General features: G+C 34.7%; 14 protein-coding genes. 7 read left to right on the forward strand and 7 right to left on the reverse strand.

Annotated elements, in window-relative coordinates:
• Positions 1 to 224: 224 nt before the first annotated feature.
• The 6 genes from FLAPXU55_RS01725 to porU all read right to left on the reverse strand — a co-directional run bounded on the left by FLAPXU55_RS01725 (position 225) and on the right by porU (position 10,610).
• Entirely contained in the window at positions 225 to 2,072 is a 1,848-nt protein-coding gene (locus FLAPXU55_RS01725) for a hydrolase/aminopeptidase (protein WP_180856303.1), read from the reverse strand.
• A gap of 94 nt (positions 2,073 to 2,166) precedes the next feature.
• Entirely contained in the window at positions 2,167 to 3,807 is a 1,641-nt protein-coding gene (locus FLAPXU55_RS01730; protein ID WP_180856305.1) for a pyruvate dehydrogenase complex dihydrolipoamide acetyltransferase, read from the reverse strand.
• A gap of 4 nt (positions 3,808 to 3,811) precedes the next feature.
• Positions 3,812 to 4,810: a pyruvate dehydrogenase (acetyl-transferring) E1 component subunit alpha gene (pdhA, locus tag FLAPXU55_RS01735; RefSeq protein ID WP_053472631.1), complete on the reverse strand. Its 999-nt coding sequence runs from the start codon at positions 4,808 to 4,810 to the stop codon at positions 3,812 to 3,814.
• A 157-nt stretch (positions 4,811 to 4,967) separates the two neighbouring features.
• Positions 4,968 to 5,450, reverse strand: a complete 483-nt coding sequence (gene cdd, locus FLAPXU55_RS01740; protein WP_180856307.1) for a cytidine deaminase — start codon at positions 5,448 to 5,450, stop codon at positions 4,968 to 4,970.
• Positions 5,451 to 5,526: 76 nt separating this feature from the next.
• Positions 5,527 to 6,732 (reverse strand): type IX secretion system outer membrane channel protein PorV, encoded by a 1,206-nt coding sequence (porV, locus tag FLAPXU55_RS01745; RefSeq protein ID WP_180856309.1) that lies wholly within the window; start codon positions 6,730 to 6,732, stop codon positions 5,527 to 5,529.
• Positions 6,733 to 6,773: 41 nt separating this feature from the next.
• Positions 6,774 to 10,610, reverse strand: coding sequence for a type IX secretion system sortase PorU (gene porU / locus FLAPXU55_RS01750; RefSeq protein ID WP_180856316.1), 3,837 nt, complete (start codon positions 10,608 to 10,610; stop codon positions 6,774 to 6,776).
• A 214-nt stretch (positions 10,611 to 10,824) separates the two neighbouring features.
• Here porU and gldJ point away from each other — a divergent pair, with 214 nt between their 5' ends.
• Both gldJ and FLAPXU55_RS01760 read left to right on the forward strand, forming a co-directional pair.
• Positions 10,825 to 12,510, forward strand: a complete 1,686-nt coding sequence (gene gldJ, locus FLAPXU55_RS01755) for a gliding motility lipoprotein GldJ (protein ID WP_180856381.1) — start codon at positions 10,825 to 10,827, stop codon at positions 12,508 to 12,510.
• A gap of 100 nt (positions 12,511 to 12,610) precedes the next feature.
• Entirely contained in the window at positions 12,611 to 13,897 is a 1,287-nt protein-coding gene (locus tag FLAPXU55_RS01760) for a UDP-N-acetylmuramoyl-tripeptide--D-alanyl-D-alanine ligase (RefSeq protein ID WP_180856317.1), read from the forward strand.
• Between the two features lie 36 nt (positions 13,898 to 13,933).
• Here FLAPXU55_RS01760 and FLAPXU55_RS01765 read toward each other — a convergent pair whose 3' ends face one another.
• Positions 13,934 to 16,804, reverse strand: coding sequence for a triple tyrosine motif-containing protein (locus tag FLAPXU55_RS01765; RefSeq protein ID WP_180856319.1), 2,871 nt, complete (start codon positions 16,802 to 16,804; stop codon positions 13,934 to 13,936).
• Positions 16,805 to 17,149: 345 nt separating this feature from the next.
• Between FLAPXU55_RS01765 and FLAPXU55_RS01770 the strand changes: the two genes are divergently transcribed.
• From FLAPXU55_RS01770 to FLAPXU55_RS01790, 5 genes are all read left to right on the forward strand, one after another.
• Positions 17,150 to 20,260, forward strand: a complete 3,111-nt coding sequence (locus FLAPXU55_RS01770; protein WP_180856321.1) for a SusC/RagA family TonB-linked outer membrane protein — start codon at positions 17,150 to 17,152, stop codon at positions 20,258 to 20,260.
• A gap of 10 nt (positions 20,261 to 20,270) precedes the next feature.
• Entirely contained in the window at positions 20,271 to 21,785 is a 1,515-nt protein-coding gene (locus FLAPXU55_RS01775) for a RagB/SusD family nutrient uptake outer membrane protein (RefSeq protein WP_056207999.1), read from the forward strand.
• Positions 21,786 to 21,819: 34 nt separating this feature from the next.
• Positions 21,820 to 22,695: a hypothetical protein gene (locus FLAPXU55_RS01780; protein ID WP_180856323.1), complete on the forward strand. Its 876-nt coding sequence runs from the start codon at positions 21,820 to 21,822 to the stop codon at positions 22,693 to 22,695.
• 133 nt (positions 22,696 to 22,828) lie between these two features.
• Positions 22,829 to 24,283, forward strand: a complete 1,455-nt coding sequence (locus tag FLAPXU55_RS01785) for a glycoside hydrolase family 30 protein (protein ID WP_053472577.1) — start codon at positions 22,829 to 22,831, stop codon at positions 24,281 to 24,283.
• 91 nt (positions 24,284 to 24,374) lie between these two features.
• Entirely contained in the window at positions 24,375 to 25,844 is a 1,470-nt protein-coding gene (locus FLAPXU55_RS01790; RefSeq protein WP_180856382.1) for a glycoside hydrolase family 30 protein, read from the forward strand.
• Positions 25,845 to 25,854: the final 10 nt, after the last annotated feature.

Genomic DNA, 25,854 nt, shown 5'->3' on the forward strand with positions numbered 1-25,854 from the left:
GCTGTGAGAAACAAAATAATCCATCGAGTTTTTGCAGTAATAAAAAACCAAACCTTTTATGAAAAAGATTTGGTTTTATCATAGAAATCGAAATGACAAGATTGTGTTGATTGTTTGTGGAATTTCTAGTGCGATTCCTCGTTCCTCGGAATGACAAATAAGGTGTAAAAAAATAGGTTGTCCTTTCAAGGACAACCTATTTTTAAATTATATTCATGAAAAGTTTATTTCAAAATACCTTCAACCGCCTGAATTGTTGTTGCATGATAACCAGATTTTGCTTTTTCGAAAATTTGATTTGCCCAAACTTTTCCTTCAGGTGTTTTAACCATTTCTTTATAAAGCATCATTACAGATCCGGTTCTGCTAATTCCAATTAAAAATTGTTCAATTGCAGGATAAGCAGGTTTGTATTGGTGAATTAGTGCCTGAACAAACCATTGGCGTTTAATGATGAAATTGCCGCCTTTTGTAAAGTTGAATTCACTGTCAATCGCTTCCATTTCTTTTGCTGTAATATCAGCAGGAAGATGATCTATAAAGTGCTGTTTTTCTGCTGTAGTTGTGATTTTTTTGCTTAAACCTGCAACACCTGTTTCTCTCCAGCTTTTTTGAATTTTATCGATAGCATCAAAATCTACTGAACTTACCGGAAGAATGTTTGAAGGAATTCCCGGTTTATAAATCCAGTCTTCTAATTTGATTTTATCAGCTAATGCTTTATCGCCTTTGATAAGATTTTCGTTTAAATATTTCACGAAATCTTCTGTAGTAATTGATTTGAAAGCATGTGAATCGAAATAATTCTTAATGAACGGATCGAATTTGTCACGTCCAACAGCATTTTCGATAACTCTTAAAAAGGCATATCCTTTAACGTAAGGAATCTGGCTGATTCCGTCGTCAGGGTTTCTTCCTGTCAGCGAAACTTTAAGTCTTGTATCTGGACTTGTGTTTCCGTATTCGGCTACATTATCAACCAATTCTTTGTTTGTGATAACATTTTGCATTTCAAATTCTTTCTTTCCAAAGATTGCTTCACCAATGCGGTGTTCTACATAAGTTGTAAAACCTTCGTTTAACCAAATATCATCCCAGGTTGCATTTGTAACTAAATTTCCGCTCCAGCTGTGGCCTAATTCGTGTGCTAATAAACTAGTTAACGAACGATCTCCGGCGATAACTCCCGGAGTTAAAAATGTTAAGTTTGGATTTTCCATTCCGCCATAAGGGAAACTTGGAGGTAAAACCAAAACATCGTAACGTCCCCAACGGTATGGACCGTAAAGTTTTTCGGCGGCCACAACCATATTTCCAAGTTCTGCAAATTCCCAAGCTGATTTTTTTAGCATTGATGGTTCTGCGTAAACTCCGGTTCTTTTATCGATTGCTTGAAATTCAATATCTCCAACGGCGATTGCCATTAAATAAGATGGAATTGCTTTGTCTTGTTTAAAAGTATAAACTCCGGTATCATTTTTCTTCTGCGGATTTACAGCGCTCATTACGGCTAATAAATCTTTAGGAACGGTAACTTTTGCATTATAGGTAAAACGAATTCCCGGTGAATCCTGACATGGAATCCAGGTTCTTGACCAAACGCTTTCTCCCTGAGAGAAAAGGAAAGGTTTCTTTTTATCTGCAGTTTGTGCCGGTAAAAGCCATTGTAATGCAACAGCATCTTTAGTTGTGCTGTAATAGATGTTTACTTTGGTTGTATTTGGTTCAATCGTAATGTGAAGAGGTTTTCCGTGAAATTCGACATCTTTTCCAAGTTCAAATTTGGTTTCTTTTTCGTCGTCACCTAAAGTTACTTTGGTAATGTTTAGTGTGTTTTCGTCGAAAATAATCTCGTTTCCTTTGCTGATGTTGTCAATTGTCCACGAAGCCTTTCCTGAAATTGTCTGTGTATCAAAATCAACTTTAATGTCAAGATCAAGGTGTTTAACTACAGCAAGTTCTGGTTTAGAATAACTGTGTTCATCAACAACGCTGGTTGGTTTTTCTGTTTGATCTTTTTTCTGGCAGGCTAATGCTGTAAGAAACAAGATTAGAAAGGTTAGTTTTTTCATATTTATGAAGTATTGAATTTTGAGGATGAAAATTAAACAAAAAATCCCGTTTTGAATAAACAAAACGGGATTTAATTATAAAATTAACAGCTAATTACGCCAGCATTGTAACTGGGCTTTCGATGTATTGTTTTAATGTTTGTAAGAACTGAGCACCAGTTGCACCGTCAATTGTTCTGTGGTCGCAAGCTAATGATAACATCATTGTATTTCCAACTACGATTTGACCGTTTTTAACTACTGGTTTCTCAACAATTGCACCTACAGAAAGGATTGCAGAGTTTGGCTGGTTGATAATTGAATTGAATTCAGTAATACCAAACATTCCAAGGTTAGATACTGTAAAAGTACTTCCTTCCATTTCTTGTGGTCCAAGTTTTTTGTTTTTAGCTCTTCCTGCAAGATCCCTTACAGCAGCGCCAATTTGAGATAAACTCATAGCATCTGTAAATTTCAATACAGGAACTACTAATCCGTCTTCAACTGCTACAGCAACACCAATATTTACGTGGTGGTTGATGATGATTGCATCTTCTTTCCACTGAGAATTGATTTTTGGATGCTTTTTCAATGCTAAAGCACAAGCTTTAATTACCATATCGTTGAAAGATACTTTTGTATCTGGAACAGTATTGATTGTTGCTCTTGCACCCATTGCTTCGTCCATGCTTACTTCGATCACTAAGTTGTAGTGAGGTGCAGTAAATAATGATTCAGCAAGACGTTTTGCGATGATTTTACGCATTTGAGAATTTTTGATCTCTTCTGTATAAACTTCTCCGGCAGGAACAAATATTTTCGCAGCAGCAGGAGCAGAAGCTTCTTCTTTAGCAGCTGGTGCTGAAGCAGTAGTTTGTGCTTGTGCAGATGGAGTAAAGTTCTCGATATCGCTTTTTACGATACGTCCGTTTTCTCCAGAACCTTTAACTTGGTTCAATTGAATTCCTTTATCAGAAGCAATTTTCTTGGCTAAAGGTGAAGCTAAAATTCTTCCTCCGTTAGAGTTGTCAGCCACAGCAGCTTCTTGTGCTTTTTCAGCAGCAGGAGCTGCTTTTGTTTCTTCTGCAGCAGGAGCACTTGCAGCGCCTCCGGCAGCATAGTTGTCAGCAATTCCAGAAATATCAGTTCCAGCTGGCCCAATGATAGCTAATAAGCTGTCAACTGGAGCAGTGTTTCCTTCTTGAATTCCGATGTATAATAATGTTCCAGCATTGAAAGACTCAAACTCCATTGTAGCTTTGTCTGTTTCAATTTCTGCTAAAATATCACCTTCAGCTACAGTATCACCCACTTTTTTCAACCAAGTTGCTACTGTACCTTCCGTCATAGTATCACTCAAACGTGGCATAGTTACTACTACAACACCTTTAGGTAATTCAGCTGCAGCTTTTGCAGGAGCAGCAGTTTCTGTTTTTGCTTCTGCAGCAGGAGCGTCCGCTTTTGGGGCTTCAGCAGCAGGAGCATCACCACCAGCTAAAAGAGCAGAAATATCTTCTCCTTCTTTACCAATGATTGCTAATAATGAATCAACCGGAGCAGTTTCTCCAGCTTGAATTCCAATATGTAAAAGAGTTCCTTCGTTAAAAGATTCGAACTCCATTGTTGCTTTGTCTGTTTCAATTTCAGCTAAGATATCTCCTTCGCTAATTTTGTCGCCTACTTTTTTTAACCAAGTCGCTACCGTTCCTTCCGTCATAGTATCGCTCAAACGAGGCATTGTTACTTTAATCGCCATGATGTTATAGTTTATGAGGTGTAAATGGATAGTCTTCTTGTGCGTATACTACATCGTATAATTGTTGTAAGTCTGGATATGGAGATTCTTCAGCAAATTTCTGACATTCCTCAACCAAGTCTTTAACTCTTTGGTCAATTACTTCAATTTCTTCTTCTGTAGCATATTTTTGATCCAAGATTACATCAAGAACTTGTGTAATTGGGTCAATTTTTTTGTACTCTTCAACCTCTTCTTTAGAACGGTATAATTGTGCATCAGACATAGAGTGTCCTCTGTAACGGTACGTTTTCATTTCAAGGAAAGTTGGTCCGTCTCCGCGACGTGCTCTTTCGATAGCTTCGTGCATTGCTTCGGCAACTTTTACAGGGTTCATTCCGTCAACAGGTCCGCAAGGCATTTCATAACCTAAACCTAATTTCCAGATATCAGTGTGGTTTGCAGTTCTTTCTACAGAAGTTCCCATTGCATAACCGTTGTTTTCAACGATAAATACAACTGGTAATTTCCATAACATAGCCATGTTGAAAGCTTCGTGTAAAGAACCTTGTCTCGCAGCTCCGTCACCAAAGTAAGTCATAGTAACTCCGCCAGTATTGAAATATTTATCAGCGAAAGCTAAACCTGCACCAACAGGAATTTGACCACCAACGATTCCGTGACCTCCGTAAAAACGGTGTTCTTTAGAAAAGATGTGCATTGAACCTCCCATGCCTTTAGAAGTTCCTGTAACTTTTCCTAAAAGTTCTGCCATTACGTTTCTAGGATCAACTCCCATACCAATAGGCTGAACGTGATTTCTGTATGCAGTAATCATTTTGTCTTTAGTCAGGTCCATAGCGTGCAGAGCGCCCGCTAATACAGCTTCCTGACCATTATATAGGTGTAAAAAACCTCTAACTTTTTGTTGAATGTATAATGCTGCAAGTTTGTCTTCAAACTTTCTCCAAAGCAGCATGTCTTCGTACCACTTTAAATATACCTCTTTTGTAACTTCTTTCATCTGAATTCTTTCTTTTGCTAAAGTTGTTTGTGTTATCAATTGTTGCCTGTAACGCAAAATAGTTTCCTCCCACAAATTTGCGCCCGAAAGGTCGGGATGCAAAAATAAGACATTCCGTTTAAGAACTAAAATTTAAAAGGTCTTTTTTGGCTTTTTTTTACAAGAACTTTTTATCAAACATAAAAGGAAGCAGATTTTTTAGGGATGCCGATTTGTAAACTTCGCCAATTTCGCCCATAAAATAAATTTCAATAGGGGTGTCTTGTTTGATTTCATATTCTGCAATCGACTGACGGCAAGAACCGCACGGTGGAATTGGAGCCTGAGTTTGATTTGTATCTGAAGCGGCAGTAATTGCCATTTTTAAAATTTTAGCTTCGGGATATGCGCTTCCCGCATAAAAAATTGCTGTTCTTTCTGCACATAATCCTGACGGATATGCGGCGTTTTCCTGATTAGATCCTAAAATTACTTTACCATTATCAAGAAGTAAGGCGGCTCCAACTCTAAATTGTGAATAAGGAGCGTACGCTTTTTTACGAATTTCGATAGCCTGATTCATTAAATCTTGTACATCTTGAGAAAGCTCATTGATGTTATCGTAAATAGTGAACGATGATGTAATGCTAATTTCTTTCATTGTTTTTATGGGAAAAAAAATCCAAATTCCTAAAAAGTTAGAAATTTGGATTGTAATTGTTTTTTATATCGTTTGTTTAATAAACTTCGTATTTATCGCCAAAGTTAAAAGTTAAAGAGAAACGAAGTGTGTTTTCTAAAGGATTTTTAACTTTTGATGCTGAAAATAAATACGAAACATCAACTTTTATAATATTGTATTTAAAACCTGCTCCTAAAGAGAAGAATTGTCTTGCACCTTTTTCAGGGCTTTCGTGATAATACCCTAATCGCATTGCAAACGAATCCTGATACATATATTCTGCTGCTGCGCTATACGTTATTTCTTTAACTTCTTCGCTAAAACCTCCCGGAGCATCTCCAAATGATTTGAAAATTCCTTCAACCCAGCCAGTGTCTTTGTATTTGTTATAGCTAATTGCGTTTGCTTCAGTTTGAGAAATATCATCCGGATCTGTAAAATCTCCGTCTCCGTTTGCGTCAAATGGTGTTCCTGGTCCCGGAGGAGTTGGAACTAATAGTTTAGTAAATTCAGCACTAACGCTAACTTTGTTATAGTCATCTAAAATAAAATCAAAACCTCCTCCTAATCTTAAATTAGCCGGTAAAAAGTTTGAGCTTAAATCGTCATTATCGTAGCTAATTTTTGGACCTAAGTTTTGAACGTTGAAACCTGCTCTCCATCTTCCATTAAAATCGCTGTATACAATTTCTTCTGATTGATAAAAACCAGCTACATCTACAGCAAATGAACTTGCTGCCGAAGCGTCAACTTCACCGGAAGGGATTTTTAAATTTGATCTTATATATCTACCCGCAACTGCCATCGAGAAAGTCTCGCTCAATTTTAGAGAGTAGGACCCGTCTAATGCAAATTCATTAGGGCTTACTTCTCGGGTAGCTTCATTTGGGTCTCCGGTTTCTCTTAGTTCAATTCCTCCAAAACCAAAATAACGAAAACTTGCTCCAAAAGCACTTTTATCATTGATTTTGTTGTAGTAGGTTAATTGACCAAGCGAAATATCGTTGGCAAGATCCGTTAAATACGGAGTGTAACTTATTGAAAGTCCCTGTGCATCTTCTGCGAAAGCATATTTTGCAGGATTCCATTGTTGTGAAAAAACATCTGAAGAAGTGGCAACTCCCTGATCTGCTAAACCGGCTGCTCTTGCATCGGCTGCGACTAATAAAAAGGGAACTCCGGTTGTAATAGGTTCAATGTTTTGGGCTTTGGCGAAGGAAATTACTAATAAACAAATTAATAAAAGTGATATTTTTCTCATTTTTGGGAATAATGGTATTTATGTTACAAATATATATAATATTATAGAATGACAAGTTTTTCGTATTTTTCTGCTTTTTTATTTGTTAAGTTCGATTTTACAGTCAGTTTGTAAATGTAAACTCCTTTTCCAATTCGGTCGCCAAAATCATCTTTCCCATCCCATGTTATTTCCCTTGATAAAAAGCCTTCAGTCGTAATGATCTGGTTTTTTGTCCAAACCACTTTACCTGTAATTGTCATAACCTGAACCTGAACATCTAAAGGTTCATATGGCCTGTTATGTGAAAACCAAAATTGTGTGTATGTTGAAAAAGGATTAGGATAATTGAGCACGTGTGTCAATTTTAATTCTTCGTCACCAACCACAACAAATTGTATTTCGCTTGTTACGGGATTGTTATAAACATCCCATGCCGTAAAACTAATGGTATGCAATCCGGCAGATAAATTTCGTAACGGAAAACGTAAATTTCCATTTGTATAATCATCTAATTTTGTCTGATAATAATCATTCAAAATATACGGGTTGCTTACGTCTCCATCCAGAACTGCTATGATGTCATGACCAATTCCGCTAGCTGTATTTATACCATTTTCATCTTCTAAAAACGCTAAAAGAAAAGGCGATGCATTTGTAATTCCGCCTGATACAAAAGTTTCATCGTTCATATATAACTTAACTTTTGGACTTATATTGTCCTGAGGTGCATTTTCATTTATTCCTCCAATTTTTATGACATTATTATAGCCCGATTGATTCTCAAGTGCTTGGCTTTTTTTAGCATAAAAACTAATTCGGCCATTGTCAACAGGAATGCGAATATCTCTTGGTACAACAAAGCTAAACTCAAACTGGCCGTTGGTTACAGAGGCATTCCCTCTAAATATGGTTTCTCCAAGAGTTTTAAATGACATTGCAGGGCTATATCCATCATTATTTAAGGTCGAAGCCGTAATCATTTTGTCGAAAATAGCTGTGGCAAGTTCTCCGTTATAATTGCTTAAAAGTACATTGTTTTCATCTGTAATTTCACCCGAAATTTTAATTTTTGATAAGGATTTAAAGTCAGGAATTGGCTGAGAAATCACAATATCGTTTACTTTCGTTAAATTAATTCGCGGTTTTGGAATCGCTAACATCAAAGCCGGATCTCCTATATATACTACAACATTACTTGAAGAACTTGGGTTTTCATTTTTTGAAATTCGAAGCGACTCTGCAATACTATTATATTGATTTGAGCCGTATGAAAGCAGATTTTTGCTTAAACTGTCATTGAAATTTTCAGCATTAAACTGTCCGATAGTCCGAATTGTTGTCAGCATCGAAATTGCTCCTCCCTTTGGGTTCCAAAAAGTATATTCGCCGGCAGTTGGTCGGGTAGGGTCGTCAAATCGGGAAAATTCGCAGGTAATAGTTATAAATAAAGGATATTTATATTGATTGTTCAGGTTTTGCCCGTCTGATTTTTCCCAAATTCTTTCACCTGCTAATCCGTCTTCACCTCCATGGCCTAAATAATTAAAGACTAATGCACCTTTTTCAAAAGCATTAAAAATATCTGTTCTCGCTTTTGGATATCTTGATCCGCCCGCAGAAGCTTCTTGAGTATAAGCATCTAAAAATATTTTGTCGATATTTAAAAATGGTTTTTCAACAGCAATTAAATCAGCTAAGGTATTTTGACGTGATTGTAATGAAGCGTCAGAACTTTGATCAGCATCATCACTGATTAAAACAAAATTATTTCTCCAGTTTCCGTATGATTTTGTATCGTAATATTCTAAAACTTTATTAACCATTTCCTGTGCTTGCGCATTGTCTGATACTAACATTCGGCCAACAGCAATGTCGATTCCTCCAAAAGGATAAGCCACAATTCCTTCATTAGCATCCATAAGTCCGAAAAAGTCATCAGAGGCAAAAGACGCTTCGCCAGTTGTGTTACTGCTTAAGGATTGATATATAGGTACAATATTAGTGTTGTTCGAAATTCGGTCTTTATAATCGTAAGAAGCATCACCAAATAAGTTTACATATTTTATTCTTTTATCTGGAGAAGAAGCGTTGTCATATATATAACGTATACAATTTCTAATGCCTGCAATGTCTTGTTTTCCCGATGAAAATTCCTGATAGATATCTTCTAATGCAATAACCTTTACAATTAAATTAGAATTAGTTCGATGAAAATTAGCCAGTCTCTCGGCTTGTGATGCTAAAGATCTTGGGGTTATAATGGCATAATCAATATCCTGAAAACTATTCTGATTGTTTTTTAAGAGTGTTCCTTTTAAATTTTGATTGGCAATTTTTGACTGGCTTTCTTTTAAAGGAGTATAATAATCAGCAGGGTCAATGGCGATGTAATTTCTAATTTCACCCAGATTAGCTTTAAAACTAAAAGAGGCTTGATTTGCATTTTCAACTTTTGATACATTATATAGGTCTGTAATATCCCAAATTTGAGAAATTCCCGAAGCACTTCCTATTGTATAATTTACAATTCCCGCGGTTGAACCTGCTAAATTGTACTGAAATTTAAATTGTTTGCCTGTTCCTAAAAGTCTTCTTTTGGCAATTAGATTAATGTAATCTAAATATCCTTTTGAGCCTGGTACACCATTATTATTATAGGTAAGTTTTATTTTTACACTTTCGGCACCTGTAAATGTTGTGTTTGCAGGAGTTTTGCTGGTTAAATACTTAATTTCTGAACTAGCTGTTAAGCTTGCAAAATTTAGCGTTGCGATATTTTGTCCGTTTGCAGCAACAACAAATGAAGTTGGCGTAAAAGCGGCTGAAGCGGCGTTTAATTCAATTTTTACTGGTACAGTTGCATCCAGATTAGGGAAATTAAAAGTAAATTCCTGTTCCTGATTAATGTCGAATGATTCACCAAGCCATTGACGCCCCAAATGTACAATGTTGGTTTGGTCAACTTCGTGATATTGATAGTCATCAAACGTGTTCAGTTCCAGAGTGCTGTTTGCTGTTGGCTGAGTCAGGTTCGCAATTCTTTTTCCATCATTCCCTGATGTGGTAACATAATAATAAGACCTATTACTGTATAAGTTTAAATTAGTCTGGCTTTCATCGTTCCATTTATCCACACCTTCGGCATAAAATAAGATATAATCTTCGTTGTTAAATGTACCGTCGCCTTCGCCAATGATTTGAATGGCATTTTCAGTTAAATCTTCCGGATAATAAGAGTTGTTGGCTAATGGAACCATTCTTCCGCCATTTCCGTAAATTTTAATCCTTCTGGGATCAGTTTTTCCTGGGTCAAAACCCAAACTTTGTAAAAATGCCCGTGTAATTTTATAAACGCCAGATTTTTCTACATAAAATCGATACCAGTCTCCAGAAGCTAAAACAGAATTTGAAATAATCGCAGTTTTTTGAAAGACCGATGAGTTGCTGCTTTTTGCAGAAGAATTATTTATATTGTAAGAAAATGATCTGATTCTTTTATAGCTATTTCCGTCTTTTATAATAGGATAGAGAGACAGAAATGCTTGTTTTGTGTCTCTCGAATTAGTGATTTTTATCGTTTCGGTTATCTTATTCGGAATGTTTTCTATAGCTAAATCTCCTAAATCAGTTCTCGAAATAGGTTCAAAATTTATATTTGTAATTTCTACAGAACTATTGTTTGCGACGTTTGCCTGATTGAGATTAAGCAATAATGTTATGCTTTTTTTTGTAATGTCGAAGCGAAAAGCGTTTCCGGAAAAGTAAGGAATAATAATTTTGCTGTCGCCGTAATTCATCTCTTTTTTACTCTGCCAATCGAGCGTTAAGCTCCCATTTATCTGGGAAAATGATAAGATAGGGAGTAGAAAAATGTATAGGATTATGGCTTGTTTCATTAGCTTAAAAACCGAAATTTAATTAAAATAAAATTAGTAAGTAAAAATATAGTATTTCATGTTACAGTAAATAATAAAAAGTATATTTTTGCGTTCGTAACTATAGGTTATTTTTCTGGTAAAAAACAGCTAAATAAAATTATTAGAACAGATGTTGCTAATTAAATGTTAATTATTATATTGCAGCACCTAAATTTATCACCTAAGAATGAGTATGAAAGTAAACAAAATTGTAGTCTTGCAATTAATGATGTCAATGGTATTGATGTTGGGCACGGCTAGTTGTAGCAAAAAATCGAGTTCGAGTCACGCTTCTAGAGCAACAGGCTGGGATGTAGATAGTCAGAACGGAACAGCTGCTAGAAATGCTGGAAAAAAACAACAAGCTGGACCTGGTTTAGTTTTTGTTGAAGGAGGTACGTTTACAATGGGTAAAGTACAGGATGATGTTATGCACGATTGGAATAACACGCCAACTCAACAGCACGTTCAATCATTCTATATGGATGAAACTGAAGTTACGAATGGTATGTACTTAGAGTACCTTGAGTGGTTGAAAAAAGTTTTTCCTCCAACAGAAGAAAATTACAAAAATATTTATGAAGGAGCATCGCCAGATACTTTAGTTTGGAGAAATCGTTTAGGTTACAACGAAACGATGACTAATAACTATTTAAGACATCCTTCTTATGCTGACTATCCTGTAGTTGGTGTTAACTGGATTCAGGCTGTTGAATTTAGTAAATGGAGAACAGACCGTGTAAACGAGGCTGTTTTAGAAAAAAACGGATATCTTAAAAAAGGAGCTAAAACACAAGATGTTAGTGCAGAAAGCTTATTTAATACAGAAACTTACTTGGCTTCTCCAACTACTACTTATGGTGGAAACGAAGAGTTAGTTTTAAAGAAAAACCCAGCTGGAAAAAGACCAAAAGCAGGAAAAGATGGTGTTGTACCTGAAGAGCATAATGTTTATGCACAACGTTCTTCTGGTGTAATTTTACCAGAATACAGACTTCCTACCGAAGCAGAATGGGAATATGCTGCTGCTGCTGATGTTGGACAAAGAGAATATAACATCTACAAAGGACAAAAGAAATATCCTTGGTCTGGAGATTATACTCGTTCAGCAAAACGTAAAAACAAAGGTGATCAATTGGCTAACTTTAAACAAGGAAACGGTGATTACGGTGGAATTGCTGGTTGGTCTGATGATGGTGCTGATATTACAAATAAGGTAAAAAGTTATGCTGCAAATGATTTCGGATTATACGATATGGCAGGAAACGTAGCAGAATGGGTTGCCGATGTTTACAGACCTATTATTGATAATGAAGCAAATGATTTTAACTACTACAGAGGAAATCAATATGCTAAAAACAAAATTGGTAAAGATGGTAAAATTGAAATTGTTTCGACTGCTTCAATTAAATACGATACTTTAAGTAACGGTAAAGTGATTGCAAGAAACCTTCCTGGAGAAATTGCTCAGGTTCCGGTTGATGAACAAGAAACTTACTTAAGGCAAAATTTCAGTACAAGCGATAACATCAACTATAGAGACGGAGATAAACAATCTTCAAGATTCTTTGACTTTGGAGAGTCTGAGTCTGGACCTAAACCTGATCAGGCAATGTACAATTCTCCTAAACATAACGTAACAGTTGATAGTTTAGGTAAAATGATTAGAAAATATGATAACTCTAGTAAACGTACTACTTTAATCGATGATAAAGTAAGAGTTTACAAAGGAGGATCTTGGAGAGATAGAGCTTACTGGTTAGATCCAGCTCAAAGAAGATATTTTCCTCAGGATATGGCAACTGATTACATTGGATTTAGATGTGCAATGTCTAGAGTAGGTGCTAAAACTGAAAGAAGAAAATCACCAAGAAACTAAAGTTTAAAAAACTCAATAAAAAAATTCCAAATTCCATACTGAAATATTCAGATTTTGGAATTTGGAATTTTTTTATTTTTATAATTTTAAAGTGTTATAAATGAATATTCAGGAAATTCATAACTTGTTTTTAAAATGCAGGTCTCTTTCAATTGATACTCGAAAAATTGAAAAAGATTCTATGTTTTTTGCTATAAAAGGCGAAAATTTTGATGCAAATACTTTTGCTAAACAAGCGCTTGATTTAGGTGCTTTATATGTTGTTATTGACAACGAATCTTATTTTATTGATGAGAGAACGATCTTGGTAAATAATAGCTTAGAAACGCTTCAGGAACTTGCAAAATTTCATCGTGCCTATTTAAAACTGCCTATTATTGCGCTTACAGGAAGTAATGGAAAAACGACGACAAAAGAATTGATAAATGCTGTTTTGTGTCAAAAATTTAAAACTAAAGCGACTATTGGGAATTTAAATAATCATATTGGAGTTCCTTTAACATTGCTTTCTTTTACAAAAGAAACAGAAATTGGAATTGTTGAAATGGGAGCAAATCACAAAAAAGAAATCGAATTTTTGTGTGAAATCGCCCAGCCTGATTTTGGTTATATAACTAATTTCGGGAAAGCCCATTTAGAAGGTTTTGGAGGTGTTCAAGGTGTTATTGAAGGGAAAAGCGAAATGTATCAATACTTAGCAAAAAACAATAAAATTGCTTTTGTTAATCTTGAAGATGCTATTCAAATTGAAAAATCAAATGGCATAAAATCCTTCACTTTCGGAATACATAAAGAAAACGCAGATCTAAAAATTAAAGACATAAAGGCAAATCCTTTTGTGGTGATTGACTATAATGATTTTGTAGTAGAATCGCATTTAATTGGACTTTATAACGCAAATAATATTAATGCCGCTACAGCAATTGGAAGATACTTTAAAGTAGAAGATACTTCGATAAAATATGGAATAGAAAATTATATTCCGGAAAATAACAGATCTCAATTGCTGAATAAAGGTTCTAACCAAATTATTTTGGATGCTTACAATGCAAACCCAAGTAGTATGGCGGTTGCAATTGCGAATTTTCTTCAATTAGAGAATGATAATAAAATTATGATTCTAGGTGATATGTTTGAGCTAGGAGAAGAAAGTCCGCAGGAACATAAACTGATTGTAGATTCTTTAGTGAATCAAAAAGAATCACTTTGTTATTTGATTGGAAAATCATTCTATGAAAATAAAATTTCAAGCGATACGATTCAATTTTTTGAAACTTTTGATGCTTTCGCAGATTATCTAAAAAGTATTCAATTTAAAGATAATACTATCTTGATAAAAGGATCGAGAGGAATGGCTCTCGAGAGAACTTTAGAATATATTTCTTAAACATAAAAAGGCCTTCTATTACAGAAGGCCTTTTATTTATATACTCATTAAAAAACCAATTAGGTTTTCCTTTTTATTTAATCCGAGTTTTTTTCTCAAACGATAACGGGCTAATTCTACTCCTCCGGTTGAAATATTCATAATTTCGGCAATTTCTTTGGTAGACATATTCATTAATAAATAAGTCGATAAATCGAGTTCACGAGGTGAAATTGTTGGATATTTTTCCTTTAAACGTTTTAAAAACTCAAAGTGAACATTCTTGATGTGTTTTTCTAGATCTTTCCAGCTTTTATCTGTATTTACCTCTTTTACAATGCTCTTGTTTAGTTTGCTGACTTGGAACTTAGTGGAGTCGTCCAATGCTTCGATATCAATTTCTTTCAATTTATGAATAATTCCGTTTAGAATTTTATTCTTTTTTACTACTTGTAAAGAGTTGTTGACTAATTCCTTGTCTTTTGCTAAAATCTTAATTTGCAGTTTATCGTTTTTTAATTTTTCGATTTCTTTTTCAAGATCATATTGTTCCTGTCTAATTCTGGATTCTTTTTCAAGATAAAGTCTTCGCTGTTCAATAGTTTCGTAATATTTATTCTTTCTAATTTTCATTTTAATTCGACTGGAAATTACATAAATGGCAATTATTAATAGAATAAAATATAGCATAAAAGCCAGAAAGTGCCTGTACCAGGGCGGAGAAATAGTAAAAGATATTGTTGACGGTTCAGATTGAACTCCGTAACTGTTTCGCACTTTTACATTCATCACATAATCGCCTTCACGAAGGTTTGTATACTCTTTAATTGAAATAGTTGACCAGTTGCTCCACTTTTCGTCAAAAGGCTCTAATTGATAAGAAAACTGCACGTTTTCAAGGTTTTCGTATGTTGGAGACGAAAAAGTAAAGCGAACATGATTTGACGAATAAGGAATTCGGATGTTTTCACTCTTGTTTTGATTGTTTCCAAGGATTATTGTATCACCCGGAAATGAAAAGCTGCGAACGAATGCCTTTGGTTTTGTCACAAAATTGTTTAAAAGTTCAGAATCGTAATGTGCCAGACCATCTGTTAATCCTATAAAAATATTTTTAGAGTCAATGGTATTTACAGAAAGATAATTAGTAACCAAATTACCGGTTAGGTTAGAAAATGGTGCAACAATGTTTTTATAATTATTGTTTTGCTTCATTAAAACCCCTAATGACTCATCATAGGCATACCAAAGATTGGATTGTGAATCTTCACTTAATGCATTTATAACCGGAATATTTTTAAAAAGACTGGTTAGTTTTTTGTCTTCATAAAATATTTCCTGTTCTGAAGAATATTTATAAAAATGATTATTGGTTTGGAAGTATATTTTACCGTCAATTTTTTGAATACTTCCTATATTTTTAAACTGAGGTGTTAAGTGATCAATTTTTTTGATGCTTGAAAACCTTGCTAAATCCTCACTTAAAGTCATTTTATAGATAGATTCGTCTTTTTTAAGCCATAAATAAGATTGGTCCAGCTCAAAACTATTTGATGATTTATCAAATCCTGCGACTTGATTTTTAAATGAAAGTCCGTTTGCTGTTTTTTGAAAAATGGCAAATCCGTCATAATTGGAGCCAATATAAAACCCTGGATGACTTGGGATTTTCTTAAATCCAAAATATCCTTTTGAATCTATAATATTGGTAACTTTTCCCCCTTTAATTATTAATGCTCCTCTGTTATTGGCGCAAATTAATTCATCGTCGATAACTTGTACATTCCATGATTGGGCAGTTGTTCCTTCAACAAGTTTAAAAACATCTTCCTTAAAACTATTATTCCAGGCATGATAAAAAACACCCTGATTGGTTGCAACATATAAATTGCCCTGATGAACAACAGATGCGTAAACGGTGCTAATGTCATAACTAAACCCAAAATAGGTAAAAGGAGAACTTTCGTTAACATAAGTAATACCATTATCCAGTCCAAGCCAAAGATTGTTTTTGTTGTCGATAAATGAAGTTAAAACCGTGTTGTTTTGAAGGCCTTTTTTTCTATTAATATGCTGAATGATCTTACCGTCAAAATCGCAGATAGCAATTCCATCCAAAACCGAATTTAAAACAATGAATTTATTGTTTATGATAACACCTCCAAGTGAATTGTTTCGTTTTACAAAATTATTAGCTTCAGTATTCCATGGTGTTAACGTGTTATTTTCGTAAATAAATAAGCCTTTTTCTAATGTAATAATTAAGATTTTGTTTTTGCCTATAGAATACATAGCCCAAATCTCGGTGTTATTTAGGCTCGTAGTGTTTGGCAGCGAATAAAGCTTTCCGTTTTTATATTCTAAAATCCCTTTTTCTTCATCTTGAAAGTAAAGCTTGTTATTTACTACAAATGAGAATTGAAAGCGTTTAGGGGCTTTTAGTATTGATAATTTTCCTTTTTTAAAGATATATGCCCTGGCAAAAGATTGAAAAACAGTTTGATTATCTATGGAATGAATTTTCCATATAAAGTCAATGATCTTAATTTTGTTCTTATCAACTTTTTTAGATAATGATGTATATTGAAGTTTTCCTTTATTATCTGGTTGAAAATATCCAAATTCATTATAACCTCCCACATAAATCTTTCCTGAGTTATCAATTTTTAAACATCGTACGGAAGTTAAATTTGGCAGTGGATATTTCTTCCATGAAGAGCCGTCAAATTGTAAAAGACCATTATTGTTGGCGAAATATAAATTTCCATTCTTATCCTGATCAATATTCCAGTTTTGTGTTCCTCCTTTGTATTCATTACGCTTGTAATTTCTTACATCCGGTAATCCGATGTTTTTAACCTGCCCAAAAAAGGTGATTGTGAATAATGTAAAAAAAGTAATATAAAAATATGATATTGTTAATTTCATTAATTATTCGATTTAATTTGTTTTTTAGATTGTAAGTTGTTTGTTTTTAGGTATTTAAGAATATTTTTTCTGTACTATCACGTTGTAGAAAAGCATTTCGTTCATAAAAATAAGCAATCTTATATAATTGTAGTGTTTATTTTTTCAATTAACATTTTCATAACATCTTATTTTTTGTTTTTAAATATCACTATATTAGATATTTATAAAAAAAATGATGTGTTTTTGTAATGTATAAAATTTTAGTTTGATGTGTTTTTGTAATGAAATTTAAATGTTGATAGTAAAAAAATAACATTATTATTGCATCAAATTACTAATTAATTAACCAAAATTTTTAGAAAAATGAAATTAACAAAATTACTTATTTTTTGTGTTTCGTCTTTATTATTCTCGGTTATAGCTGTGGCTCAGGATGTCACAGTAAATGGAATGATAAACGATGAAAGTGGAATGCCGGTTCCGGGCGCAACAGTTGTCCTAAAAGGTACAACAAAGTCGACCGCATCAGATTTTGATGGGAAATTCCAAATACAAGTACCTTCAAACGGAGTTTTGACAGTTACTTTTATAGGATACACTACAGTAACTGAAGCTGTAAACGGAAGAACAAAAATTACAATTCAATTAAAACCAGAATCACAAACATTAAATGAGGTTGTGGTAGTTGGTTACGGTACTCAAAAGAAAGCAGTAGTTACAGGTGCAATTTCAAGTGTAAAAGCTGCAGATTTAGAGAAAGTACCAAATGGTAGAGTTGAACAGGCTTTACAAGGTCGTGTTGCGGGTGTAACAATCGCTTCCAGTTCAGGTCAGCCGGGTTCAGGATCTACAATCCGTGTACGTGGTATTACAACGTTTGGAGACGGTGGAAATAACCCACTTTGGGTTGTTGACGGTAACGTTGTTGATGCTGGTGGAATTGGTTACCTAAATCAATCAGACATCGAGTCTATCGAGGTGCTTAAAGATGCTGCTTCTGCTGCAATCTATGGTACACGTGCTGCAACAGGGGTTATTTTAGTTACTACTAAAAAAGGTAAGGCAGGTAAAATTACAGTAAACTATAATGGTTTTGCTGGTGTATCTTCTCCAGCAAAAAAATTAGATTTATTGAATGCTACAGAGTATGCTACAATAATGAACGAAAAATCAGTTGCTGATGGCGGAGGGATTCTTTACTCTAATCCAGCTGCATTTGGAAAAGGAACAAACTGGCAAGATGCTATTTTTAATGACAGTGCTTTCAGATACACACACGAATTAAGTATTAGTGGTGGTGGAGAATTTTCTACTTTCTATGCTTCATTTGGTATTCAGGATCAAGAAGGTATTGTTGCTACAGAAATTTCTAATTATACTAAAAAGAATTTCCGTTTAAACTCTACTCACAAGATTTCTAAATATTTCACATTTGGACAAACTTTTGGATATACAAGACAAAAGACTGTTGGAATTGGAAATACAAACAGTGAGTTTGGGGGGCCTTTAAGCTCTGCTATCAACTTAGATCCATTAACTCCACTTGTAGTTACTGATCCAACTGTTGCAAATTCAGCTCCATATTCTACAAACCCTGTAGTTCGTGATGCTAACGGAAATCCTTATGGAATTTCAAGTGTAGTTGGTCAGGAGATGACAAACCCACTTGGATACATCCAAACAAGATTAGGAAGATATGGATGGTCTGATGATTTCGTTGGAAATGCTTATTTAGAAGCTGCTATTACTCCACATTTAAAAATTAGATCTACACTTGGTGGTAAACTTTCTTATTGGGGAGACCAAGGATTTACTCCTGTATACTTCTTAAGTTCAAACGTGAATGTTCTTAAAAACAGTTATTATCAAAATAACAATAAATCATTCAACTGGAATATTGAAAACGTTCTTACTTACTCTAACAAATTTGGAGATCATAACTTAAGCGTTTTAGCTGGACAAGGATCTTATGTTGATAATATTGGTGGATACGTTGGAGCTACAATGTTTGGTTTACCTGTTACAAGCTATAAAGATGCATCTTTCAAATTTGATATCCCACAAGCTGACAGAAACAGTGCTACAGATGATTTTATTCAACACAAGGTAACCTCTTTATTTGGTCGTATAAACTACGATTATATGGAGAAATATCTTTTAACCGGAGTTATTCGTCGTGATGGATCTACTCGTTTTGGAGAAAATCATAAATTTGGAGTTTTCCCATCATTCTCTTTAGGATGGGTTGTTTCAAAAGAAGGTTTCTGGAAAGAAAATAATGCTGTAAATTCATTAAAACTTAGAGGAGGTTACGGAATTGTAGGTAATGACCAGGTTGCTGACTTTAGATATATTTCATTAGTATCTGGAGGTTATAACTATTCTTTTGGAAATGCTGGTTCAATCACAACAGGTTATGCTAACGTAACTCTTGATAACCCTGATTTGAAATGGGAAGAGACTTCTCAGGCAAGTATTGGTCTTGATGCAAGAATATTTAATGATTTCACAGTAACATTAGATTTCTACAAAAAGAAAACAACAGGTATCTTAAGACCAGTTGTAATTCCTGGATATGTTGGAGTTGCTGAGCAGCCATGGGCTAACGTTGCTGATATGAACAACAGCGGTATTGAATTTGAATTAGGTTGGAAGAAAAAACTTGGTGATTTTAATTTAGGTGTTAACGGAAACGTGGCTTACTTGAAAAATGAAATTACTTACGTAGGAAAAGATAATGACTTTATTATTGGAGATGCTTCTTTCCAATCTATGGGACCTGTTACAAGAACTCAAGTTGGTCATTCATACAATGAATTCTATGGATACAAAACTGCAGGTATTTTCCAAAACCAAGCAGAGATTAACGCTTATAAAAATGGTGCGGGTGGTTTAATCCAGCCAAATGCAAAACCAGGGGATTTCCGTTGGGTTGATAACAATGGTGACGGATCTATTTCTGATGCAGATAAACAATTCTTAGGAACAAGTATTCCTAAATACACTTTCGGTTTAACATTAAACTTAGATTACAAAGGATTTGATTTTATGACATTCGTTCAAGGTGCTGCTGGAAGCAAAATCTTCCAAGGATTACGCAGATTAGATATCTTGAATGCTAACTATCAAACAGAAGCATTAGGTCGTTGGACAGGAGAAGGAACTTCAAATGATTACCCAAGACTTGCTAATAATGATGGTAATGGTAACTTCAGCAAAATGTCTGATTTTTATTTAGAAAGCGGTGATTATGCTCGTTTGAAAATAGTTCAGGTAGGATATACTCTTCCAGTTGATCTTTCTTCTAAAATTGGGGCAGACAGAATTCGTTTCTACTTAACTGGTGAGAACTTATACACTATTACAAAATATACAGGATATGATCCAGAAATTGGAGGTCAGGTATTTGGTGTAGATAGAGGTGTTTATCCACAAGCAAGAACTTTTATGCTTGGAGCGAACGTACAATTTTAATAATTAAAGAATGATGAAAAATAAATTTAAATATATATACGCTGTTGTAGCTTTGGCAGCTTTAGCAGGATCTTGTTCAGAAGATTTCGTGAGCGTTGACCCAAAGGGATCTTTCCTATCAACTAGTTACTACAAAGACGAACAGCAAGCTACTGCTGCTCTTGTTGGGGTTTACGATCCATTAAGAAAAAATACTGGAGGTTTTGAAAACTTGGTTGCTATGCTAAATGCTGGTTCAGATGATTTCTATGCTGGTGGTGGTGGAGCTTCAGATGGTCAGGGAATTCAAAATTTTTCAACTCACTCATTAACTTCATTAATTATTCCTGGAAGTTTCTGGAATGATCATTATCAAGGTGTTTACAGAGCAAACGTTTTGTTATCAAAAATGTCTGGAGTTAATATGTCAGATGCATTAAAAGTTAGATTCACAGGTGAAGCTAAAGCTTTAAGAGCATTATACTATTTCAATTTAGTTAGAATGTTTAAGAATATTCCATTAATCTTGGAACCACTTACAACATCAACTATGTTAAATGTTGAGCAATCAGCTCCAACTGCTGTTTATGCTCAAATCGAAAAAGATTTAGTGGAAGCTATTCCAGCTTTACCTACTAGTGTAGATGCTGCTACAGGATCAGGTCGTTTAACAAGAGGAGCTGCTCAGGCATTACTTGGAAAAGTTTATTTATATGATGGGAAAAATGCAGAAGCTGCTGCAATTCTTGCTCAGGTAAATGGTACACCAGGACAAGCTAACCAATATGGAAATAAATTACTTGCTAAGTTTAGTGATTTATGGGTTGTAGCTAACAAATTTAATTCAGAATCACTTCTTGAAGTATCTCATACTAGTGCTGGAAACTCTGATTGGGGATTCTGGGGGTCTGGAAGAGACGAAGGAAACTCATTAAACGTAATGGTTGGACCTAGAGGTTATTCTAGACCAGCAAATTCTAATGCAGCAGACCTTCCTTCTGGATGGAGTTTTAGTGTTCCAACACAAAAACTATACGATGCAATGAAAACTGATCCTAGATTTGACGCAACTATTTTTGACTTAAAAGCATTAAAAGCTGCTGGTAAAGCGGATTATATTCCAGGTTACCAAGACACAGGTTATTTCTTGAACAAATTTTTACCAAGAAAAACTGACGTTCGTACGGGTGGTGGAGCTGCTGAGTTGAACTACAAACAAAACTCTTATGTTATCAGATTAGCAGATACTTATTTATTAGAAGCTGAAGCATTAGGTGCTACAGGTGCTAGAGCACAAGCTTTACTTGATGCAGTAAGAGCGAGAGTTGGCCTTGCTTCAATTCCGGTAACATTAGCTGCTATCAAAAATGAAAGAAGAATGGAGCTTGCAGGTGAAGGACACAGATTCTTCGACTTAGTAAGATGGGGTGATGCTGCTACTGCTTTATCTGACAGAGGATTCAATGCTGGGACAGATGAAATTTTCCCAATTCCTTACGTAGAATTAACAGGGACTAAATTAAAACAAAACCCTAACTACGAATAACAAAAAAACTATCTAACCAAAAACCAAAAAGAAAATGAACCTAAGTATAATTTTAAAAAGAAGTGCTTACCTAATGCTTGCGATAGCATTAGGTTCGCTTACAGGCTGTGATGATGATCCGGCTAATAACGGTTTAACAGCTACAAATGTTGATGCTGCTTTTACAATTGCTCCTGTTGCGGGAAAAGTAAATACTTATCTTTTAACTGCTCAGGAAAATGGAGTAATTTCATCAAAATGGGATATTGGATATGGACCTTATATGGGTAAAATGGAAGAAGAAGTTGTTTTACCAGATGCCGGTACTTATACTGTAACTCATACAGCTATTGCTGCTGGAGGTGCTACATCTAAAGTTTCTCATGATATTGTAGTTGCAGCTTCAGATCCTGCTAAACCTAATTTAGTTAGAGGAGGATTCTTTAATAACGCAGCTGATATAGCTCAATGGTCATCAGCAAAATTAAGCGCTACTGGTGCTGCATTTTGGTCATTTAATTCAGGAACTGCAACAATTCATTCTCCAGGAGGATGGGCGCAAGAAGGAATTTATCAAGCAATTGATGTTGTAAAAGATAAAGAATATACAATTGATATGCTTGTTTCTTGTCCAAGTGGATCTGATGAAACATGGTTTGAAGTATATGCTGGAAAATCTGTACCTAAAGATGGTGTCGAATATAAAGACAACAAAGTAATGGGTCTGAGCACTTGGGATGGCTGCGCAAAAGGAGCTTTTACAGGAAGGCTTTCTTCAGTTGGCTGTGTTAAAAATGACGGAACAGCTTCTGTTTCAAATGTTGTAAAATTTGATACTACAGGTAAAATCTATCTACTAATTCGTTCTGGTGGTAATACTTTCACAAAAGATGGAATTACTGTGAGCAGAATCGAAATGAGAGGAAAATAAAAGTTTAAGTTAAGTTTAAGTTTGGTTGTAAATAGCCCATAATCATTATGAGTATGGGCTATTTTTAAATCCTAAGCAATCAGAGAACGAGTTTCTGAAAACTTCTTTTAGAATTAAAAAATCAAAGAAAAGAATGAAAAAAAATACTTTAAAGTTTCTGTGCTTTTTGTTTACAGTCACCGCTCTTGCACAGCAGACAAAAGCAAAGAAAGAATTTACAACCAACGGGAAAAAGATAACGGTTTACACTACTGCCGAAAATTCAAAACTGAGATTAACATCAACAGATAATTTGACTTTTTCAGCATCAAAACAGCCTCTTGAAACGGAGATCTCTGTTTTTGTAGAACCGTCTAAAAAGTTTCAAACATTTATGGGAATTGGAGGTGCCATTACTGACGCAAGTGCCGAAATTTTTGCTAAACTTTCAAAAGAGAAACAAACAGAATTCTTAAATGCCTATTACGATAAACAAAAAGGAATTGGCTATTCTTTGCTAAGAACCACGATCCAAAGTTCTGATTTTAGCAGTGGAAGCTACTCTTATATCACAGAAGGAGATAAAGATTTAAAAACGTTTACTATTGAACACGATAGACAATTTCGTATTCCGTTAATCAAACAGGCAATCCAGACTGCAGGAGGAAAATTATTGACTTATGTTGCCCCTTGGTCTCCAAATGCTTTCATGAAAAGCAACGGAAACGTGCTAAAAGGAGGAACATTATTACCAGAATATTATCAAACCTGGGCAAACTTTTATGTCAAGTTTATAAAAGAATATGAAAAAGAAGGAATTCCAATTTGGGGAACTTCAACTCAAAATGAGCCAATGGCTGTTCAAACTTGGGAATCTTGTATTTACACAGCAGAAGCTGAAAGAGATTTCATTAAAAACTTTCTAGGGCCAACTTTGAAAAAAGAAAAACTTGGAGATAAAAAAATCATCGTTTGGGATCACAATCGTGACCTAATGAATTACAGAGCAAACGTAATTTACTCTGACCCTGAAGCCGCAAAATATGTTTGGGGAATGGGTTTTCACTGGTATGAAAACTGGTCAGGAGGAGACTCAATGTTTGACAATGTTGCAAAAGTAAATGAAGCATATCCAGATAAAAAACTATTGTTTACAGAAGGATGTGTAGAAAAATTCGATGCTGCAAAATATCAGTTTTGGGGTAATGGAGAACGTTACGGAATTTCTATGATTAACGATTTCAATAACGGAACCGTTGGATGGACAGACTGGAACATTCTTTTAGATCAAAACGGAGGGCCTAATCATGTTGGAAATTTCTGTTTTGCACCAATTCATGCAGACACAACAACGGGTGAGTTAATTTACACTCCTTCTTATTATTACATAGGGCATTTTTCAAAATTCATTCGACTAAATGCAAAAAGAGTTAGTTCTGCAGTTAGCAGAAGCGGTTTGTTAAGTACATCATTTTTAAATACAGATGGTACAATGGCAACAATTGTAATGAACAAAACAGATAAAGAAATTACATATAATTTGATAATAGCAGCAGAAAAATCAGTAGTTAAAATTCCTGCCCACGCTATACAAACGCTTGTTTATTAATATTTTTTGAGTTAACAGAAGAGGGCTGATTTGAATCATCCAACTCAGCCCTCAATTTTTAACTAGAAATAAAATGTTTTTTGAAGTAACAATGAAAACCATCAATAGAATCTTATTAGTTTTAATAATAATTTTGCAAGTAAGTTGTTCAACATCAAAAACTGCAAACGGATCAGCTGTTTCTGCATCCAAAACAAATAAAAAAATTACGGTTTACACTACAGCCGAAAACACCAATTTGAGATTATCATTATCAGATAATTTAATTTCAAAATCTACTGCACAACAAACAAAATCAACGGTTTCTATTTCTTTAGATGCCGATAAAACAGATCAGACTTTCCTAGGAATTGGCGGCGCAATTACAGACGCAAGTGCTGAAGTCTATGCAAAGCTATCTCCAAAAAAACAACAAGAATTCCTAACCGCTTATTACGATAAAAATAAAGGAATAGGATATACTTTAGCCAGAACAAATATTCATAGCTGCGATTTTAGCAGTGACAGTTATACATATGTTGCAGAGGGTGATAAAGATTTAAAAACCTTCAACATTGATCACGATCGAAAATATAGAATTCCATTAATAAAAAGTGCAATCGAAACTGCCGGCGGGAAATTAACGTTATTAGTTAGTCCATGGAGTCCCCCAGCTTTCATGAAAGACAATAATGATATTTTGCACGGCGGCGTTTTGTTGCCAGAGTTTGCACAATCATGGGCAAATTATTATGTTAAATTTATAAGAGCTTACGAAAAAGAAGGAATTCCTGTTTGGGGGTTAACCATTCAAAATGAGCCAATGGCAAAACAAAGATGGGAATCTTGCATCTACACTCCAGAAGCCGAAAGAGATTTCCTGAAAAACTTTCTGGGACCAACTTTAGAGAAAGAAGGATTAAATTCTAAAAACGTAATAATCTGGGATCACAATCGCGGAGATATGTTAACCAAAAGAGCCAATCTTGTTTTTTCAGATCCTGAAGTTTCAAAATATGCATGGGGAATTGGGTTTCATTGGTACGAAACATGGAACGGCGGTACACCTAAATTTGAATCAGTAGGGGAAGTACACGAAGCTTTTCCAAATAAAAATTTACTTTTTACAGAAGGTTGTATCGAAAAATTTGATGCTTCAAGATTTCAGTTTTGGGGAAATGCAGAACGATACGGACTTAATATGATCAACGATTTTAATAACGGAACCGTTGGATGGACAGACTGGAATATTCTTCTGGATCAAAACGGAGGTCCAAATCATGTTGGGAATTTCTGTTTTTCACCAATTCATGCTGATACTGCAAAAGATGAATTAATCTACACGCCGATGTATTATTACATAGGGCATCTTTCAAAATTTATTCGCCCAAATGCGAAAAGAATAATACAGACAATAAGCGATAAAAAATTAATAAGCACCTCTTTTAAAAATTCTGATGATAAAATAGTAACCATTGTCATGAATCAATCAGATAATGAGATTATTTATACCCTAATAAACCACAATTCACAAAATACTATAACTATCCCGGCACACGCAATACAAACTATTGTATACTAAGTGCTGCACT

Source organism: Flavobacterium panici (assembly GCF_903819335.1).
Classification (GTDB): domain Bacteria; phylum Bacteroidota; class Bacteroidia; order Flavobacteriales; family Flavobacteriaceae; genus Flavobacterium; species Flavobacterium panici.

Coding starts and splice junctions, on each gene's coding strand:
- FLAPXU55_RS01725 (WP_180856303.1), bottom strand. CDS start 2,072: ATGAAAAAACTAACCTTTCTAATCTTGTTTCTTACAGCATTAGCCTGC.
- FLAPXU55_RS01730 (WP_180856305.1), bottom strand. CDS start 3,807: ATGGCGATTAAAGTAACAATGCCTCGTTTGAGCGATACTATGACGGAA.
- pdhA (WP_053472631.1), bottom strand. CDS start 4,810: ATGAAAGAAGTTACAAAAGAGGTATATTTAAAGTGGTACGAAGACATG.
- cdd (WP_180856307.1), bottom strand. CDS start 5,450: ATGAAAGAAATTAGCATTACATCATCGTTCACTATTTACGATAACATC.
- porV (WP_180856309.1), bottom strand. CDS start 6,732: ATGAGAAAAATATCACTTTTATTAATTTGTTTATTAGTAATTTCCTTC.
- porU (WP_180856316.1), bottom strand. CDS start 10,610: ATGAAACAAGCCATAATCCTATACATTTTTCTACTCCCTATCTTATCA.
- gldJ (WP_180856381.1), top strand. CDS start 10,825: ATGAAAGTAAACAAAATTGTAGTCTTGCAATTAATGATGTCAATGGTA.
- FLAPXU55_RS01760 (WP_180856317.1), top strand. CDS start 12,611: ATGAATATTCAGGAAATTCATAACTTGTTTTTAAAATGCAGGTCTCTT.
- FLAPXU55_RS01765 (WP_180856319.1), bottom strand. CDS start 16,804: ATGAAATTAACAATATCATATTTTTATATTACTTTTTTTACATTATTC.
- FLAPXU55_RS01770 (WP_180856321.1), top strand. CDS start 17,150: ATGAAATTAACAAAATTACTTATTTTTTGTGTTTCGTCTTTATTATTC.
- FLAPXU55_RS01775 (WP_056207999.1), top strand. CDS start 20,271: ATGATGAAAAATAAATTTAAATATATATACGCTGTTGTAGCTTTGGCA.
- FLAPXU55_RS01780 (WP_180856323.1), top strand. CDS start 21,820: ATGAACCTAAGTATAATTTTAAAAAGAAGTGCTTACCTAATGCTTGCG.
- FLAPXU55_RS01785 (WP_053472577.1), top strand. CDS start 22,829: ATGAAAAAAAATACTTTAAAGTTTCTGTGCTTTTTGTTTACAGTCACC.
- FLAPXU55_RS01790 (WP_180856382.1), top strand. CDS start 24,375: ATGAAAACCATCAATAGAATCTTATTAGTTTTAATAATAATTTTGCAA.